Here is an 18,627-nt window from a genome sequence, read left to right on the forward strand (position 1 = left end):
CCGCTCCCACAGGGGGGCTGCGCTGGCTTGGAGTTGCCGCCGTACTAGCAGGAGCAACTGTCTTTCTCAAATTTTGAAAAGCCTGCGCGATTCACCTGTAGGAGCGGTGAATGACCAGGTCTAATCCCCTCTCAAGACACAATGCCGCTCCTACAACGACAAAGCGGCGGCTTGGCATACCCCTGAAGGGGTGGGGTGCCAAGTCGCCGCTTTGCGTTCTGCTTTCGCAGAAAAGGCCAGGCAGGCCGGGTATTCATTCACGCAAGTGGCAGTGTAGCCATACCCGCTCGGCGCGCAAGCGAAAATGTGCAGCGCCTGTGCAATCGCGGGGGTCGATCGCTGGCATGAATGACCGGTGATCACTGTCATCATGGTTTGCTGCGCGCACGCTACAAAATGACCGGAAAGTCGCGTTTTCTTCGTGCTCGTGAGCATTTGACAACGCAGATCTTTTCGGAGAATGTGTGCACACCCAAATCAAACGGGCGTATGAATTGAGCGTTTGTATGTCACCACGCCAAGCCATACTTCCGACTAGCGCGCTGACGGGTGTGCCTGGGCGGGGCAGCTAGGCCTGCTTCCGCTGCAGCGATCGGCGTGTACAGTTCAGCTTCCATATCGTGGAGATCAGTTGATGATTTACGAAGGTAAAGCCATCACGGTTAAGGCTCTTGAAAGTGGCATCGTCGAGCTCAAGTTCGACCTCAAGGGTGAGTCCGTCAACAAGTTCAACCGCCTGACCCTGAACGAGCTGCGCGAGGCCGTAGGCGCCATCCAGGCCGACGCCTCGGTCAAGGGCGTCATCGTCAGCAGTGGCAAGGACGTGTTCATCGTCGGCGCCGACATCACCGAGTTCGTCGACAACTTCAAGCTGCCCGAAGCCGAACTGGTCGCCGGCAACCTGGAAGCCAACCGCATCTTCAACGCCTTCGAAGACCTCGAAGTGCCGACCGTCGCGGCCATCAATGGCATCGCCCTGGGTGGCGGCCTGGAAATGTGCCTTGCCGCCGATTACCGTGTCATGTCCAGCAGCGCCAAGATCGGCCTGCCGGAAGTCAAGCTGGGCATCTACCCGGGCTTTGGCGGCACCGTGCGCCTGCCGCGCCTGATCGGTTCGGACAACGCCATCGAGTGGATCGCTGCCGGCAAGGAAAACCGCGCCGAAGACGCCCTCAAAGTCGGCGCCGTCGATGCCGTGGTTGCGCCCGAGCTGCTGCAGGCTGGCGCCATCGACCTGATCAAGCGCGCCATCAGCGGCGAGCTCGACTACAAGGCCAAACGCCAACCCAAGCTGGAAAAACTCAAGCTCAACGCCATCGAACAGATGATGGCGTTCGAAACTGCCAAGGGCTTCGTTGCCGGGCAGGCCGGGCCGAACTACCCGGCCCCGGTCGAAGCCATCAAGAGCATCCAGAAGGCCGCCAACTTCGGCCGCGACAAGGCGCTGGAAGTCGAAGCGGCCGGGTTTGCCAAACTGGCCAAGACCTCGGTTGCCGAGAGCCTGATCGGCCTGTTCCTGAACGACCAGGAGCTCAAGCGTAAGGCCAAGGCGCACGACGAAATTGCCCACGACGTGAAGCAGGCTGCCGTGCTTGGCGCCGGTATCATGGGTGGCGGCATCGCCTACCAGTCCGCGGTCAAGGGCACCCCGATCCTGATGAAGGACATCCGCGAGGAAGCCATCCAGCTGGGCTTGAACGAGGCCTCCAAGCTGCTTGGCAACCGCGTTGAAAAGGGCCGCCTGACCCCGGCCAAGATGGCCGAGGCGCTCAATGCCATCCGCCCGACCCTGTCCTATGGCGACTTTGCCAATGTCGACATCGTGGTCGAGGCCGTGGTCGAGAACCCGAAAGTCAAACAGGCGGTGCTGGCGGAAGTGGAAGGGCAGGTCAAGGACGATGCGATCCTTGCCTCCAACACTTCGACCATCTCCATCAACCTGCTGGCCAAGGCGCTCAAGCGCCCGGAAAACTTCGTCGGCATGCACTTCTTCAACCCGGTGCACATGATGCCACTGGTGGAAGTGATCCGTGGCGAGAAGTCCAGTGAAGTGGCTGTGGCCACCACCGTGGCCTATGCCAAGAAAATGGGCAAGAACCCGATCGTGGTCAACGACTGCCCGGGCTTCCTGGTCAACCGCGTGCTGTTCCCGTACTTCGGCGGCTTTGCCAAGCTGGTCAGCGCCGGTGTCGACTTCGTGCGCATCGACAAGGTCATGGAAAAGTTCGGCTGGCCAATGGGCCCGGCCTACCTGATGGACGTGGTAGGCATCGACACCGGCCACCACGGCCGTGACGTGATGGCCGAAGGTTTCCCTGACCGCATGAAGGACGAGCGCCGCTCGGCGGTGGATGCCCTGTACGAGGCCAACCGCCTGGGGCAGAAGAATGGCAAGGGTTTCTACGCCTACGAAACCGACAAGCGTGGCAAGCCGAAGAAAGTGTTCGACGCTACCGTGCTCGACGTGCTCAAGCCGATCGTGTTCGAGCAGCGTGAAGTCACCGATGAAGACATCGTCAACTGGATGATGGTGCCGCTGTGCCTGGAGACCGTGCGCTGCCTGGAAGACGGCATCGTCGAGACCGCTGCCGAAGCCGACATGGGGCTGGTCTACGGCATTGGTTTCCCTCCCTTCCGCGGTGGTGCGCTGCGCTACATCGACTCGATCGGTGTCGCCGAATTCGTTGCCCTGGCCGATCGCTATGCCGACCTGGGGCCGCTGTACCACCCGACCGCCAAGCTGCGCGAAATGGCCAAGAATGGCCAGCGCTTCTTCAACTGAGCGGTCAACGAGCTAGAGCGAGAGATTTGATATGAGCCTGAATCCAAGAGACGTGGTGATTGTCGACTTCGGTCGCACGCCGATGGGCCGCTCCAAGGGTGGCATGCACCGCAACACCCGCGCCGAAGACATGTCGGCGCACCTGATCAGCAAGCTGCTGGAGCGCAACGGCAAGGTCGACCCCAAAGAGGTCGAGGACGTGATCTGGGGCTGCGTCAACCAGACCCTGGAGCAGGGCTGGAACATCGCCCGCATGGCTTCGCTGATGACGCAGATCCCGCACACTTCCGCTGCGCAAACCGTCAGCCGCCTGTGCGGCTCGTCGATGAGCGCGCTGCACACCGCCGCCCAGGCCATCATGACCGGCAACGGCGATGTGTTCGTGGTCGGCGGCGTGGAGCACATGGGCCATGTCAGCATGATGCACGGCGTGGACCCTAACCCGCACCTGTCCTTGCATGCCGCCAAGGCTTCCGGGATGATGGGCCTCACTGCAGAAATGCTCGGCAAGATGCATGGCATCACCCGTGAGCAGCAGGACCTGTTTGGCTTGCGTTCGCACCAGTTGGCCCACAAGGCTACGGTCGAAGGCAAGTTCAAGGATGAAATCATCCCGATGCAGGGCTACGACGAGAACGGCTTCCTGAAGGTGTTCGATTACGACGAAACCATTCGCCCGGAAACCACCCTCGAAGGCCTGGCGTCGCTCAAGCCGGCATTCAACCCTAAAGGGGGCACGGTCACGGCCGGTACTTCGTCGCAGATCACCGACGGCGCGTCGTGCATGATCGTCATGTCTGGCCAGCGCGCCATGGACCTGGGTATCCAGCCGTTGGCGGTAATCCGCTCGATGGCGGTGGCAGGTGTGGACCCGGCGATCATGGGCTACGGCCCGGTGCCATCGACCCAGAAAGCCCTCAAGCGTGCCGGGCTGACCATGGCAGACATCGACTTCATCGAGCTCAACGAAGCCTTCGCTGCACAGGCCTTGCCAGTGCTGAAAGATTTGAAAGTGCTCGACAAGATGGATGAGAAGGTTAACCTGCACGGCGGCGCCATCGCTTTGGGGCACCCGTTCGGTTGCTCTGGGGCACGTATTTCCGGCACCCTGCTCAATGTCATGAAGCAAAATGGCGGTACCCTCGGGGTGGCGACCATGTGCGTCGGCCTCGGCCAAGGTATCACCACTGTCTTCGAACGCGTCTGATCGCGCCGCTGGACAGCAACCGGGGCCTTGTGCCCCGGTTTTGTTTTTTCAGGTTTTATTCAGGAGGGTGTGCAACATGCAGATACAGCCAGGCGTCTACCGGCATTACAAAGGGCCTGAGTACCGTGTCTTCAGCGTTGCGCGGCACTCCGAGAGCGAAGAGTGGATGGTTTTCTACCAGTGCCTGTATGGTGACTACAGCTTCTGGGTGAGGCCACTTTCGATGTTCCAGGAGTCCGTCGAGGTTGACGGCGAGCAGGTGCCACGCTTTGCTTTGGTCAAGGCCGAAGAGGGGTGCCCGGGTTGCTGGGCAAGTCGCACGCATGATCGTTCGAACTTGACCTCACACTTTTGCCACTATATATAGCGGTGCCGCGTGTCGGCACCTGACGCGTTTTTCATCTTCAGATTCAGGAATACTCCGATCCATGGGCAAATCGCTGGTCATTGTGGAATCCCCGGCCAAGGCCAAGACCATCAACAAGTACCTGGGCAACCAGTACGTGGTGAAGTCGAGTATCGGCCATATCCGAGACCTCCCCACCAGCGGTTCGGCCAGCGCAAGCAAAGAGCCGGCCGCCAAGCGTGGTAAGGCTGCGGGTGAGGCCCCGGCGCTTTCACCCAAGGAAAAGGCCCGTCGCCAGCTGGTGTCGCGCATGGGTGTCGACCCCGACCACGGCTGGAAAGCCAAGTACGAGATCCTGCCTGGCAAGGAAAAGGTGATCGAAGAGCTGCGCCGCCTGGCCAAGGATGCCGACACCATCTATCTCGCAACCGACTTGGACCGCGAAGGGGAAGCCATTGCCTGGCACCTGCGCGAGGCCATCGGTGGTGACGACGCCCGCTACAAGCGCGTGGTGTTCAACGAAATTACCAAGAAGGCGATTCAGGAAGCCTTCTCGCAACCGGGCGAGCTGGACATCGACCGGGTCAACGCCCAGCAGGCTCGGCGTTTCCTTGACCGTGTGGTGGGCTACATGGTGTCGCCGCTGTTGTGGGCCAAGATTGCCCGTGGCCTGTCCGCCGGTCGCGTGCAGTCGGTAGCGGTCAAGCTGGTGGTAGAGCGCGAGCGTGAAATTCGCGCGTTCATCCCGGAAGAATACTGGGAAATCCACGCCGACCTCGGCACCGCGAAAAACGCCAAGGTGCGTTTCGAAGTGGCGCGCGAAAATGGCGAGGCGTTCAAGCCGCTGAACGAAGCCCAGGCCATGGCCGCGCTGGAGAAGCTCAAGGCTTCCAGCTACAGCGTGGTCAAGCGCGAAGACCGCCCGACCAGCAGCAAGCCGTCGGCGCCGTTCATTACCTCCACCCTGCAGCAGGCCGCCAGCAACCGCCTGGGCTTCGGCGTGAAGAAGACCATGATGATGGCCCAGCGCTTGTACGAAGCTGGCTACATCACGTACATGCGTACCGACTCGACCAACCTGTCGGCCGATGCCCTGGACATGGCCCGCAGCTACATCGAGCGTGAGTTCGGCAAGCAGTACCTGCCGGATGCGCCGCTGGTCTACGGCAGCAAAGAAGGCGCCCAGGAAGCGCACGAAGCGATTCGCCCGTCGGACGTGAATACACACCCGACCAAGCTCAGTGGCATGGAGCGCGACGCCGAGCGCCTGTACGAGTTGATCTGGCGCCAGTTCCTGGCTTGCCAGATGCCGCCGGCGCAGTACCTGTCTACCAGTGTTACCGTGGCTGCCGGCGATTTCGAGCTGCGCGCCAAGGGCCGTATCCTGAAGTTCGACGGTTATACCCGCGTGCTGCCACAGCAGAGCAAGCCGGGTGAAGACGACGTACTGCCGGAAATGGTCCAGGGCGAAGCACTGAAGTTGCTGCAGATCGACCCGAGCCAGCACTTCACCAAGCCGCCGGCACGCTTCACCGAAGCCAGCCTGGTCAAGGAAATGGAAAAGCGCGGCATCGGTCGCCCGTCGACCTACGCGGCGATCATTTCCACCATCCAGGATCGTGGTTATGTGACCCTGCACAACCGCCGCTTCTATTCCGAGAAAATGGGCGACATCGTCACCGAGCGCCTGTCGGAAAGCTTCTCCAACCTGATGGACTACGGCTTTACCGCCGACATGGAGGAGAACCTCGACGACGTGGCCCAGGGCGAGCGTGACTGGAAGAACGTGCTCGACGAGTTCTATGGCGACTTCAGCAAGAAGCTGCAGACGGCCGAGTCGAGCGAAGACGGCATGCGCGCCAACCAGCCGACCATGACCAACATTCCGTGCAAGGAATGTGGCCGGCCAATGATGATTCGTACTGCTTCCACTGGGGTATTCCTTGGCTGCTCTGGCTACAGCCTGCCGCCGAAAGAACGCTGCAAGGCGACCGTCAACCTGGTGCCCGGCGATGAGATCGCTGCGGACGACGAGGGCGAGTCCGAGTCGCGGGTGCTGTTGGGCAAGCACCGTTGCCCGATCTGCGCCACGGCGATGGATGCCTACTTGCTGGATGAGAAGCACAAGCTGCACATCTGCGGTAACAACCCGGACTGCCCTGGCTACGAAATCGAAGAAGGCAACTACCGCATCAAGGGTTACGAAGGGCCAAGCCTGGAATGCGACAAGTGCGGTAGCGAGATGCAACTGAAGACCGGCCGGTTCGGCAAGTTCTTCGGCTGCACCAACCCGGCTTGCAAGAACACCCGCAAACTGCTGAAAAGCGGTGAGGCAGCGCCACCGAAGATGGACAAGGTGGACATGCCTGAGCTCAAGTGCGAGAAGGTGGACGACACCTACGTACTGCGCGATGGCGCCTCGGGGTTGTTCCTGGCGGCCAGCCAGTTCCCCAAGAACCGCGAAACCCGGGCACCACTGGTCATGGAAATCGTGCCGCACAAGCACGAGATCGACCCGAAGTACCACTTCCTGTGCGATGCGCCGCAGAAGGACCCGGACGGCCGCCCTGCAGTGATCCGCTACAGCCGCAAGACCAAGGAGCAGTACGTGCAGTCCGAGGTCGATGGCAAGCCTACCGGCTGGAAGGCGTTCTACGACGGTGGCGCGTGGAAGGTAGAAGACAAGCGCTGAGCCTTCAGTGCTGTAATTGGGGCCGCTTAGCGGCCCCAATCATTTATGATGCAGAAACTTGCCTTGCAGCCTGAAGGGAGGGCACAGAAATGGCCCAGGAAACCTACACCCGCACCAACCAGAAACTGTTCTTTGCCGGCCTCGCCCTCGAGGCCATGGCCAAGGCCGAGCAAAGCCAGGCCATGAATGCCCAGGGCCTGGTACAGGCCGAGCGCGAGTCGGCGCTGTTTCACCTGTACGGCGCGCTACTGGGCATGTGCCATGAAATTGGTGCTTTCTACCGCCTGCCGGTGGTGGCAACTGTGGAGCAGGCGCTGGCCGACGACAGCCTGAACGGTATTGCCATCCCCGAGGTGGCCGAGCTGCTGGAGCTGGCGCGCCAGCGTGAAACCTGGCTGGCGCAAATGCTCAGTGCTTATGCCGATTTGTTCCGACCACCTGTCGCCAGGAAAGCGCCAAAAACCGATGTTACTCAGCCGCTGATCCAAGCCGTGAACCTTGACGAGCCCGAGCAACCAGCGTTGTCCCGCGCCGAGCTGGAAAGCTGGCGCAATAACCTCAAAGGCCTGGTCAGGCGTTTTCGCGACGCGTTGAGTGAGTGCTGATCGCGGCAACGGCTGATACAATACTGGCCTTTCGCGGAGAACTGCCATTTATGTCTACGTCTTTTCTGGAAATTGTCGAGTTGCCTGATGGCCGCATCGAACTGCGTCGCGCCGAGGATGAAGGCTCACTGGTAACCTTGGATTTCTCGGAAGACGCCAAGGTATTCCTGCAGGGTCAGCATGTTGAAGTGGCCAAGGCCATGCTCAGCGTGGGTGTGCAGATGGCCGGTCGCCTGATGGAAGGTGAGGCTGAGCGTGATGAAGGGCCGCGGGTGCTGCACTGAACCCTGAGGGTGCAGCAGGTGGCTGGCGTTTTGAAGTAACAGGCAAAGCCTGAATATCAGCCGAGGCGGATGTTCAGGCTTTGTGCATTTCCGGTAGTGGCTGCCCGTAGCAGTTGCTGGCGGGCAGTGGCATTCACGCTACCCAGCCAGCTGACCACTGTGTGGCTAAGGCCCAGGCGCAGGGCTTCGCAGGCCAGCTGCAATGGGCTCTGATTGCTACGGGGTTGCAGCAGCAGGATCCGTTCACGGTTGAGGCCTGCGTCGCGCAGCCAGGCCTGGGTCAGGCTCGACGGCGGCGCGATCAGGGTCAGCCAGCGGGTTTCGTCTTCTTCGCTCAGCTCACGCAGTACGGGTGCCAGCAGGTTTTGGCAGTGCCCTTGGGCGCCACGCAGCGACAGTTCGCTGAAAAGCTCGGGGTCGCTGTGCTTGCGTGCCAGTTCGCTGGCCTTTAAGCCAGGAAGTACGGGTTGGGCAAGGAATGCTTCGAACAACGGCAACTGGGCTTGCTCGGGTACGTGAATGAACTGCTGCATGACGCCTCCTGGATCAGCGGCGAATGACGCCGACGCTCAAGCCCTCGATCACCAGTTCCTGTTCTTTCAGGTCGACTTCGATGGGGGCGAATTCGGGGTTTTCGGCCAGCAGCCAGACTTTGCTGCCTTCGCGCTTGAAGCGCTTGACGGTCACTTCGTCGCCGATGCGGGCCACCACGATCTGGCCGTTGCGTGCTTCACGGCAGGTGTGTACTGCCAGCAGGTCACCGTCCAGGATACCGACGTCCTTCATGCTCATGCCGTGCACGCGCAGTAAATAGTCGGCCTGGGGGTGGAAGAACGCGGGGTTGATGTTGCACGATTGCTCGATGTGCTGCTCGGCAAGGATCGGTGCACCGGCAGCCACACGGCCGATGATGGGCAGGCCGCTTTCTTCGGCCTTGGCTTCGAAGCCCGGGATGCGGATGCCGCGGGATGCACCTGGGGTCATTTCGATGGCACCCTTGCGGGCGAGGGCCTTGAGGTGTTCTTCGGCAGCGTTGGGCGATTTGAAGCCCAGTTCCTGAGCGATCTCGGCACGTGTGGGCGGGAAACCGTTGTCTTCCAGGCAACGCTTGATGAACGCGAGAATTTCGGCTTGGCGTGGCGTCAGTTTCAGCATGTTGGGCGCTCTGGCTTTTTGTACAGTGACTGGGATTATATACAGTACTGGATAAGCTTCAAGCCACACGTTGCAAGAAAAGTCGAACGCCCCCTCCCGGAGGCACGACGCGCGCTGTTTTCCAACGGCGACCGCCCGGTCACCGAGCCTTGACAGATGCAGGGCTGAAACGTATGTTTCAAACAACTGTTTGTCTGGCGGAGTAGTCGGAGTAGTCATGGCCCAATCGGAAACCGTTGAACGCATTCTCGATGCTGCCGAGCAGCTGTTCGCGGAAAGGGGGTTCGCTGAAACCTCGCTGCGGCTGATTACCAGCAAGGCTGGGGTCAACCTGGCGGCGGTCAACTATCACTTCGGTTCCAAAAAAGCGCTTATCCAGGCTGTGTTCTCGCGCTTCCTGGGCCCGTTCTGCGCCAGCCTCGAGCGTGAACTGGAACGCCGCCAGGCCAAGCCCGAGCACAAGCCAAGCCTGGAAGAGCTGCTGGAAATGCTGGTGGAGCAGGCATTGGCCGTGCAGCCGCGCAGCAACAACGACCTGTCGATCTTCATGCGGCTGCTGGGCCTTGCCTTCAGCCAGAGCCAAGGGCACTTGCGGCGCTACCTGGAAGACATGTACGGCAAGGTGTTCCGCCGCTACATGCTGTTGGTCAACGAGGCGGCTCCCCGTATTCCGCCGCTGGAGCTGTTCTGGCGCGTGCACTTCATGCTGGGGGCGGCCGCGTTCAGCATGTCCGGCATCAAGGCCCTGCGGGCCATCGCCGAAACCGACTTCGGTATCAATACGTCCATCGAACAGGTCATGCGCCTGATGGTGCCGTTCCTGGCGGCCGGCATGCGGGCGGACAGTGGCGTCACCGACCCGGCCATGGCCACTGCACAGCTGCGCCCACGCACCAAGAGCAGCGCCGCCACGGCCAAGGCCTGAAGGCTGGGCGCGGCGGGGCGCTTGGGCTAAGCTAGCGCCGCTTCTGTTCAGTCTTCAATTAAGGAATACCCATGACCGTCAGTCTGCAAGGCTCCCTGATGGTGGACATCGCCGGTAAATGGCTGACCGCCGAAGACCGTCACCTGCTGCGCCAGCCTGAAGTGGCCGGCCTGATCATCTTCGCCCGCAATATCGACAGCCCGCGCCAGGTGCGTGAGCTATGCGCATCCATCCGCGCCATACGCCCCGATCTGATTCTGGCGGTGGACCAGGAGGGCGGCCGTGTGCAGCGCCTGCGCCAGGGCTTTGTGCGCCTGCCCGCCATGCGCGCGCTGGCCGACAACGACAACGCTGAATACCTGGCCGAGCAGTGTGGCTGGCTGATGGCGACCGAAGTGCTGGCAGTGGGCCTGGACCTGAGCTTCGCTCCGGTGCTTGACCTTGATCACCAGCGCAGTGCCGTGGTGGGCAGCCGCGCCTTCGAGGGCGACCCGCTGCGTGCGACACAGTTGGCCGGGGCGTTCATCCGCGGCATGAATGCCGCCGGCATGGCGGCCTGCGGCAAGCACTTCCCGGGGCATGGCTGGGCCGAGGCCGATTCGCACGTGGCCATTCCCACCGATGAGCGCAGCCTTGCGCAACTGCGCCAGGCCGACCTTGTACCGTTCAGCCGCCTGAGCGGGCAATTGGCGGCGGTGATGCCGGCGCATGTCATCTACCCGCAGGTGGACAACCAGCCGGCCGGCTTCTCGCGCCGCTGGCTGCAGGACATTCTGCGTGGCGAGCTGGGCTTTGACGGGGTGATCTTCAGTGATGACCTGTCGATGGCCGGTGCCCATGTGGTGGGCGATGCGGCCAGCCGTATCGAGGCGGCATTGTCTGCCGGCTGCGACATGGGCCTGGTTTGCAATGACCGCGCGGCGGCAGAGCTGGCACTGAGCGCAGCGCAGCGCATGCAGGTCAGGCCCTCGCCGCGTATCGCCCGGATGCGCGGGCAGGGCTTTGCACGTACCGACTATCGCCAGCAGCCACGCTGGCTGGCGGCGTTGGGCGCGTTGAAAGAGGCGCAGCTGGTCGACTGACCTGTCGCCGCTGTAGCGGGTTTCTGGTTGCCAGTGAGATCGCCGCCGGCGCGGCGCTCGGCCTCACTGCCAGCCAACCCTCACGGCCGACCCGAGGGCATCAGCGCCCACGCTTGCCCGGCAACGGTGCAAACAGGGCATCGATCTCTTCATCCCCCAGCCGCCACTGCCCAGCCTGGCCGCCATCGAGCAGGCTCGCCGCCAGCGCGGCCTTCTCCTGCTGCAGTGCCTGTATTTTCTCTTCCACCGTGCCGCGGGTAATCAGCTTGAACACGAACACCGGTTTGTCCTGGCCTATACGGTAGGCGCGGTCGGTGGCCTGGTTTTCGCTGGCCGGGTTCCACCAGGGGTCGAAGTGGATCACCGTGTCTGCCGCCGTCAGGTTCAGGCCCACGCCGCCGGCCTTCAGGCTGATCAGGAACACCTCGCTGTCACCCTGCTGGAACTGCTGCACCGGCGTACGCCGGTCGCGGGTATCGCCGGTGAGCAGGCTGTAGCGGATCTGGCGCTTTTGCAGTTCCTGCTCGATCAGTGCAAGCATCGACGTGAACTGCGAAAACAGCAGTACCCGGCGGCCTTCGCTGAGCAGCTCATCGAGCATTTGCAGCAGTGCCCCCAGCTTGCCCTTGTCGGCCTGGTTACCCTTGCTCTCCACGCCTTTTACCAGGCGCAGGTCGCAGCACACCTGGCGCAGCTTGAGCAGCGCGTCGAGGATCACGATCTGGCTGCGCGCGGCACCGTTGCGGGCAATTTCATCGCGGACTTTCTTGTCCATGGCCACGCGTACCGCTTCGTAGGTGTCGCGCTGGGCGTCGCTGAGCTCGACCCAGTGCACCATCTCGGTTTTGGCCGGCAGCTCGGTGGCCACCTGCTCCTTGGTGCGGCGCAACAGGAAGGGCCGGACGCGGTTGGCCAGGTGGGCCATGCGCTCGCTGTCACCGTGGCGCTCGATCGGCGTGCGGTAGTCCTGGTTGAAGCGCTTCAGTTCACCCAGCCAGCCGGGCATCAGGAAGTGGAAGATCGACCACAGTTCGCCCAGGTTGTTTTCCATCGGCGTGCCGGTCAGGCACAGACGCTGGGTGGCCTGCAGTTCGCAGGCGGCCAGGGCCGCCTTGCTGGTACTGCTTTTGATGTTCTGTGCCTCGTCCAGCACCAGCACGTGCCACGCGTGCGCGCGCAGGTGCTGCAGGTCGCGCGGCAGCAGCGCATAGGTGGTGAGGACCAGGTCGTAGTCGCCCAGCTTGGCAAAATGCTTGCTGCGCCCTGGCCCGTGCAGGGGCAGTACACGCAGGTCGGGGGCGAAGCGTGCGGCTTCGTCCAGCCAGTTGGGGATCAGGCTGGTCGGCATCACGACCAAGGCTGGGCTGACGAGGCGCCCGCTTTCCTTTTCCAGCAGCAGGTGAGCCAAGGCCTGCAGGGTCTTGCCCAAGCCCATGTCGTCGCCCAGAATGCCGCCGGTACCCATTTCGCGCAGGGCCTGCAGCCAGTTCAGGCCTTGCTGCTGGTAGGCGCGCAAGCTGGCCCGCAGCGCGACTGGCGGTGCGACCTGCAGGTCACGCGCGTCACGCAGGCGGCGCCCCAGGTCGCGCACATGCTCGCCACCTTCCCAATGCAGCGGCATGCCTTCGATCTGGTTCAGGCGCGCGGCGTCGGCGCGGTCCAGGCGCAGGGCCGGGCCTACGCTGCCTTCGTGCAGGTACAGCTCGCCCAGGGTGCCCATCACCGCCTTGATACGGCCATAGGGCAGGGCGACGCGCAGGGCCGGGGCATCCAGGCGGCCGCGGTTCAGGTCAATCAGCAGGTGCTCGTCGTCACTGCGCCGGGCCAGTTCGCTGGGGCGTAACAGCTCTGGGCTGCTGCGCAGCAATTGCAGCACGATCGGCAACAGGCTGTGGCGCTGGCCATCGACCACAATGCCCAGTTCCAGGTCGAACCATTCATGCCCCGGCGCTTCGTCGATGGTCGCGTACCAGTCTTCCACCTCTTGCAGGTTGAAGGCGAAATCGCGGTGGGTGTCGATGGCCCAGCCGGCTTCGCGCAGGCGTGGCAGGCCTTCGCGGGCAAAGTGCAGCCAGGCTTCGTCGTCGGGCAGTTGATACATTTCCCCGGCACTGTCGGGCAATGCCTTGCTCTGCCGGGTTGCAGGCCTGAAGCCGAAGTCCCGCAGCACTTTGCGCAGGGCTTGTTCAGCCTGGGGCTGGCGGCGGATGCGCTGGCTGGTGTTACCTGCAAGGCGGGTCAGCGGCTTGTCGTCGCTACCGCTGGCTTGCAGGCCGTCATAGTCGAACGCCAATGCGGCGCGATGTTGCATCTGCCGTTGCATGCGCCCGGTTTTCGGCATGTAGGCGGTGTACTCGAGGCTGCCGAGGGCCAGAAGGGCCTGTGGCTGGATGTCCTCGATCACTTGCTCTCGCACGGGGGCAGGGGTCGGCACCTTGTGGCTCAGGGCATTGAGTTTGTGGCTCAGGGGCACGACCAGGTGTTCCGGCACATCGGGGGCGATGGTCAGCTGCACGGCCACATGCGGGTCAAGGGTGTGTTCGACCTTGCCCACCTCTTGCGCCTGCACATCGAAGTAGTACAGCGGCAGCAGCGGGATGACGCAGCGCAGCGGTTCCTCACCGCTGTACCACAGCCCGCGGTAGTTGCCATTGCCCTGGCGTACCCAGCGGAACTCGGCTGGGCGCGTCGGGCCTTCGTGCAGCAGGGGCATGTTGACGTCGAACAGCATGCGCCCGGTTTCCAGTGCGCGCTGGAACAGTTCGCCGCCTTCCTGGCCTTTGAGTTGGTAGCCGCGATCCTGGCCGGCCCCCTGGTTCAATGCCGCAAGCAGGCGCAGGATACGCGTGTCCTGGTCGGTGACGAAGCGCGGCGGCTCGTAGAGAAAATCGTAAAGCGACTGCACCCGGCTGAAGCGGATGCCGTCCTCGCTGCGTGTGCCTTTGCGCACCAGCAGCGAGCAGCCGGCAGCATCGGTCAGTTGCAGCTGGTAGCAGACCATGCGCCCGCGTTTGTCATCCGCTGCGCCGGTCTGGGCCGGCGGCTGCTCCAGGCCACTGAGCCAGTGCTGAAGTTCGGCCGACAGCGTACCCGGCGGGCTTTGCACAGGCTCGGTACTGATGGTGGGGCCGCTGAGGGTGAACAGTACCGCAGCGCAATGCTTGCAGTTTTGCCGTACCGGGCAGTCACACTCACCCTCGACGTGGCAGCGGCCGCCTGCAATGTGCAGTTCGATGGTTTGCTGGTAGACATTGTCGCCGCTGCCTTCGCACCGGGCGGTGATGGTCTGGCGATAGATAGCGTCCAGTTCTACCCGGCCTTCATCGGCATAGCGTTCTGCGCGCTGCAGGGTGGCCTTGCTGAACGACTGGGTCCAGTTCGGGTATTGATTCACCAACTCGGCGGCATCTGGCTTCATGCGCTTACTGCTCCATCATCTCCGGGTCCATGGCCGGCATTCTCGGCGTGCCCGGTGGCGTGATCTTCAGCAGCACCGCCAGGTGCCCACCGTCGAGGAAGGTCAGCTGCCCACCTTTGACGTTACTGTTGCTTTGCTTGAACTGCTCGCTTTGCAGCACGCTGCCGTTGCCATCCAGCTGGTTGACCCAGAAGTTGGCCTCCACCGCGATAAAGCGCCCTTGGGCAATGCTCAGGTTGCCTTCGATAGGGAAATGGCCGAATTGCTCGGTGCCTTCGCCCAAGGCGATGCGGCTGGGTTGGTCGCCCACCTGTTGCCGCCAGGCCTTGTGCATCAGCACGGTGTAGTCTGCGGTCGCTTCCAGGCGGGTGGCTTCGTCTTCCAGCGCCGGGCGTTGCTCGGCGTCTTTGTGCAGGCGCGCAGCACCGCCGCTCCAGTCTTCCGGTGCGAACGGGCTGGTAAAGGCGGGCACGCTGTTCTGCCGCACCAGAATCATTTCTACCTGATACAGGCCTTCGGCGAAGGCGGCTGGCGCGAACAGCGCCAGCAGCAGGGTCAGGCAACGGATGGCACGCATGGATCTTCCTTAGGCAGGCTGTGGGGTCAGGCGCTCGAACAGCGCCTCCAAGGTGTTGAAGCGTTCGTCCGGGCGCTCCATTGGCACCAGGAAGCGGAACTGGGTCGCGCCTTCGAACTTGTAGCGTTTGGGCTGGCCCTGAATCAATTTGATCAAGGTCAGCGGGTCTACCGGGGTTTCGGCCTCGAACTCGAGCTTGCCGCCATTGGGGCCGGCATCGACTTTCTTGATGCCGAGCTTTTCCGCCTGCAGCTTGAGCGACGTCAGGCGCATGAGGTTCTTGGTGGGTTCCGGTAGCAGGCCGAAGCGGTCGATCATTTCGACCTGCAGGTCCTTGAGGCCCTCTTCGTCGGCCGCCGAGGCAATGCGTTTGTACAGGATCAGCCTGGCATGCACATCGGGCAGGTAGTCTTCGGGGATCAGCGCCGGCAGGCGCAGGTTGATCTCCGGGCCGCCGCCCAGTGGCTGTTCCAGGTTGGGCTGGGTGCCTTTGCGAATGGCCTTGACTGCGCGCTCGAGCATTTCCATGTACAGGGTGAAGCCAACGGCCTGGATCTGCCCACTCTGGCCTTCGCCCAGCAGCTCGCCGGCACCGCGGATTTCCAGGTCGTTGGTCGCCAGCACGAAGCCGGCGCCAAGGTCCTGGGTGTTGGCGATCGCTTCCAGGCGCTTTTCGGCGTCGGCGCTGACCTTCTGCCGGGTGGGCGTGAGCAGGTAGGCGTAAGCCTGGTGGTGGCTGCGGCCAACCCGGCCGCGCAACTGGTGCAGCTGGGCCAGGCCGAACTTGTCGGCGCGTTCGATGACGATGGTGTTGGCGCTGGGCACGTCGATACCGGTTTCGATGATGGTCGACGCCACCAGCACGTTGAAGCGCTTGTGGTAGAAATCGCTCATCACCTGTTCCAGTTCACGCTCGCGCATTTGCCCATGGCCGATGCCGATGCGTGCCTCGGGTACCAGTTCGGCGAGGTCGGCTGCGCATTTCTCGATGGTTTTCACATCGTTGTGCAGGTAATACACCTGGCCGCCGCGCAGCAGTTCGCGCAGCAGCGCCTCTTTGACGGTGCTCTTGTTCTGCTCCATCACGAAGGTGCGCACTGACAGGCGGCGCGCCGGCGGCGTGGCGATGATGGACAGGTCGCGCATGCCCGCCACCGCCATGTTGAGCGTGCGCGGGATGGGGGTGGCGGTGAGGGTGAGGATGTCGACTTCGCTGCGCAGGGCCTTGAGCTGCTCCTTCTGGCGTACGCCAAAACGGTGCTCTTCGTCGATGATTGCCAGGCCCAGGTCCTTGAAGCGTACGTCGTCCTGCAGCAGCTTGTGGGTGCCGATCAGGATGTCGATCTTGCCCTCGGCCAGGTCTGCGGCGGCGGCGGCGACTTCCTTGGCGGACTTGAAACGGCTCATCACTTCCACGGTCACCGGCCAGTCGGCGAAGCGGTCGCGGAAGCTGTTGTAGTGCTGTTGGGCGAGCAGGGTGGTCGGCACCAGTACCGCCACCTGGCGGCCGCTGTGCACGGCAATGAACGCCGCGCGCATGGCCACTTCGGTCTTGCCGAAGCCCACGTCGCCACAGACCAGGCGGTCCATCGGCTTGGGCGCGAGCATGTCGGCGCGCACGGCTTCGATGGCGGCCTGCTGGTCGGGGGTTTCCTCGAACGGGAAGCCGGCGCTGAACGTGGCGTAGTCGGCGGACGGGTCGGCGAAGGCGTAGCCTTTGCGTGCGGCACGCCGGGCGTAGATGTCGAGCAGTTCGGCGGCCACGTCGCGGACTTGTTCGGCAGCCTTGCGCTTGGCCTTTTGCCAGGCTTCCGAACCCAGCCGGTGCAGCGGTGCCAGGGCGTCGTCGCTGCCGGTGTAGCGGGCGATCAGGTGCAGGTTGGCGACCGGCACATAAAGCTTGGCGTTTTCGGCATATTCCAGGGTCAGGAACTCTGCAGCCTGGCCGTCGATTTCCAGCGTGGCCAGGCCCAGGTAGCGGCCTACGCCGTGGTCAATGTGCACCACCGGTGCGCCTTCGCGCAGTTCGGTAAGGTTCTTGATTACCGCGTCATTGGCGGTTTCGCCACGTTTGTCACGGCGCCGGCGCTGCATGACGCGCTGGCCGAACAGCGGGCTTTCGGCGACCAGGGCAATGGCCGGGTCGTCCAGTAGCAGGCCTTCGTCCAGTGGGGCGATGGTGATGGCCAGGCGCTCGGCACCGGTGATGAAATCGTGCCAGCCATCAACGGTGTGCGGGCGCAGCTTCAGCCGTTCGAGCAGCTCCAGCAATACCTCGCGACGGCCCGCCGACTCAGCGGTGAACAGCACGCGGCCTGGGAACTGGTCGAGGAAGCTGGCCAGCTCGGCCAGTGGCTGGTTGGCCTTGGCCTCGATCGCCAGGTTGGGCAGGGCGCGCGCCGGGAAGCGCTCGCGCCCTGCGCCGGCTTCCAGGTCGTCGCTGCTGACCACCACCCGCGGCCACTGCTTGAGCCGGGCGAAGCAGTCTTCCACCGGCAGGAACAGCTCGGCCGGTGGCAGCAGTGGTCGGCTGAGGTCGCCACGGCGGTCTTCATAGCGCCCGCGCACGTCGTTCCAGAAGTGTTCGGCGGCCTGTTCCACCCCCGGCAGCGAAAACACCTGGGTGTCCGCCGGCAGGTAGTCGAACAGGGTGGAGGTTTCTTCGAAGAACAGGGGCAGGTAGTACTCGATACCGGCGGGGATGATGCCGCTGGCCAGGTCCTGGAAGATCGCGCTGCGGCGGAAGTCGACGTCGAAGCGTTCGCGAAAGCGTGCCTTGAAGCGGGTCACTTCGTCCTTTTGCATGGGGAATTCGCGCGCAGGCAGCAGGCGCACGGAATCCACCTTGTCTATCGAGCGCTGGGTCTCGGGGTCGAAGGTACGCAGGGTCTCGATCTCGTCATCGAACAGGTCGATGCGGTAGGGCAGCTTGCTGCCCATGGGGAACAGGTCGATCAGTGCACCGCGCACGGCGAACTCGCCATGCTCATAGACCGTGTCGACGCAGCGGTAGCCGGTGGCTTCCAGCCGCGTGCGCATCTGCTCCACGTCGAGGGTCTGGCCCACGTCCAGCACCAGGCTGCTGCCCAGCAGAAAGCGCGTGGGTGCCAGGCGGTGCAGGGCAGTGGTCACCGGCACCACGAGGATGCCGTGGCTCAGCTCAGGCAAGCGGTAAAGGCTGGCGATGCGCTGGGAGATGATGTCCTGGTGCGGCGAGAACAGGTCGTAGGGCAGGGTTTCCCAATCGGGAAACGGCAGCACCGGCAGGTCGGGTGCGAAGAAACGCAGCTCCTGTTCCAGGCGGTCGGCGGCCTGGCTGTCGGCCGTCAATAACAGGGTGAAGCGGCCAGCGCTGCTGGCGGCCTCGGCGATGGCAAGGCTGAGGGCGGCACCGGGCAGGTTGCCCCAGGTTTGTTTGCCGGCCGTGGCCGACATTTGCGGTAGGCGCAGAACTGACACGGGAGATTGCACTCCAAGCGTTGCGGCAAAGAGACCGATTGTACCGGTGACGGTGCCGGCTGTCAGGCTCCAAAGGGCATGAATGCTGGCTTGGC

12 protein-coding genes and 1 pseudogene are annotated in these 18,627 nt (G+C 63.1%); 8 read left to right on the forward strand and 5 right to left on the reverse strand.

All coding sequences use genetic code 11. The features are described from left to right. Positions 1–634 precede the first annotated feature (634 nt). From fadB to DMX12_RS23415, 6 genes and pseudogenes are all read left to right on the forward strand, one after another. Positions 635–2,782, forward strand: a complete 2,148-nt coding sequence (gene fadB / locus DMX12_RS23390; RefSeq protein WP_029887012.1) for a fatty acid oxidation complex subunit alpha FadB — start codon at positions 635–637, stop codon at positions 2,780–2,782. Positions 2,783–2,813: 31 nt separating this feature from the next. Then, positions 2,814–3,989 carry an acetyl-CoA C-acyltransferase FadA gene (fadA, locus tag DMX12_RS23395; protein ID WP_009686276.1) on the forward strand — a complete coding sequence of 392 codons (1,176 nt, stop codon included), beginning with the start codon at positions 2,814–2,816 and terminating at the stop codon, positions 3,987–3,989. Positions 3,990–4,065: 76 nt separating this feature from the next. Further along, positions 4,066–4,316: pseudogene (locus DMX12_RS23400) on the forward strand (DUF1653 domain-containing protein). A 101-nt stretch (positions 4,317–4,417) separates the two neighbouring features. Further along, complete coding sequence (gene topA, locus DMX12_RS23405; RefSeq protein ID WP_009686278.1) at positions 4,418–7,027, forward strand: type I DNA topoisomerase; 2,610 nt, start codon at positions 4,418–4,420, stop codon at positions 7,025–7,027. A gap of 89 nt (positions 7,028–7,116) precedes the next feature. Continuing rightward, positions 7,117–7,632 carry a DUF6586 family protein gene (locus tag DMX12_RS23410; RefSeq protein WP_009686279.1) on the forward strand — a complete coding sequence of 172 codons (516 nt, stop codon included), beginning with the start codon at positions 7,117–7,119 and terminating at the stop codon, positions 7,630–7,632. A gap of 50 nt (positions 7,633–7,682) precedes the next feature. Continuing rightward, positions 7,683–7,916: a hypothetical protein gene (locus DMX12_RS23415; RefSeq protein WP_009686280.1), complete on the forward strand. Its 234-nt coding sequence runs from the start codon at positions 7,683–7,685 to the stop codon at positions 7,914–7,916. A gap of 56 nt (positions 7,917–7,972) precedes the next feature. Here DMX12_RS23415 and sulA read toward each other — a convergent pair whose 3' ends face one another. Together sulA and lexA are read right to left on the reverse strand one after the other, a co-directional pair. Beyond that, a complete protein-coding gene (gene sulA, locus DMX12_RS23420) occupies positions 7,973–8,449 on the reverse strand; it encodes an SOS-induced cell division inhibitor SulA (protein WP_009686281.1) in 477 nt (158 codons plus the stop codon). Positions 8,450–8,462: 13 nt separating this feature from the next. Continuing rightward, a complete protein-coding gene (gene lexA, locus DMX12_RS23425) occupies positions 8,463–9,071 on the reverse strand; it encodes a transcriptional repressor LexA (RefSeq protein ID WP_029887015.1) in 609 nt (202 codons plus the stop codon). A gap of 217 nt (positions 9,072–9,288) precedes the next feature. Here lexA and DMX12_RS23430 point away from each other — a divergent pair, with 217 nt between their 5' ends. Together DMX12_RS23430 and nagZ are read left to right on the forward strand one after the other, a co-directional pair. Next, positions 9,289–9,996, forward strand: coding sequence for a TetR/AcrR family transcriptional regulator (locus tag DMX12_RS23430; RefSeq protein ID WP_009686283.1), 708 nt, complete (start codon positions 9,289–9,291; stop codon positions 9,994–9,996). 83 nt (positions 9,997–10,079) lie between these two features. Further along, positions 10,080–11,078 carry a beta-N-acetylhexosaminidase gene (gene nagZ, locus DMX12_RS23435; protein WP_174824169.1) on the forward strand — a complete coding sequence of 333 codons (999 nt, stop codon included), beginning with the start codon at positions 10,080–10,082 and terminating at the stop codon, positions 11,076–11,078. 100 nt (positions 11,079–11,178) lie between these two features. Here the strand turns inward: nagZ and DMX12_RS23440 are convergent, their stop codons facing one another. Genes DMX12_RS23440 through mfd form a run of 3 tightly spaced genes read right to left on the reverse strand, consistent with a single transcriptional unit; the run spans position 11,179 to position 18,532 of the window. Next, complete coding sequence (locus tag DMX12_RS23440; protein WP_110679576.1) at positions 11,179–14,496, reverse strand: DEAD/DEAH box helicase; 3,318 nt, start codon at positions 14,494–14,496, stop codon at positions 11,179–11,181. Positions 14,497–14,500: 4 nt separating this feature from the next. Continuing rightward, on the reverse strand, positions 14,501–15,073 hold the full coding sequence (locus DMX12_RS23445) for a CsiV family protein (protein WP_110679577.1): 573 nt from the start codon (positions 15,071–15,073) through the stop codon (positions 14,501–14,503). A 9-nt stretch (positions 15,074–15,082) separates the two neighbouring features. Further along, the gene (gene mfd, locus DMX12_RS23450; RefSeq protein WP_009686288.1) at positions 15,083–18,532 is read right to left on the reverse strand and encodes a transcription-repair coupling factor; all 3,450 of its coding nucleotides are present in this window, start codon (positions 18,530–18,532) and stop codon (positions 15,083–15,085) included. Positions 18,533–18,627: the final 95 nt, after the last annotated feature.

Origin of the sequence: Pseudomonas sp. MB-090624, from assembly GCF_003205245.1 — a bacterium.
GTDB classification, from domain to species: Bacteria; Pseudomonadota; Gammaproteobacteria; order Pseudomonadales; family Pseudomonadaceae; genus Aquipseudomonas; species Aquipseudomonas juntendi.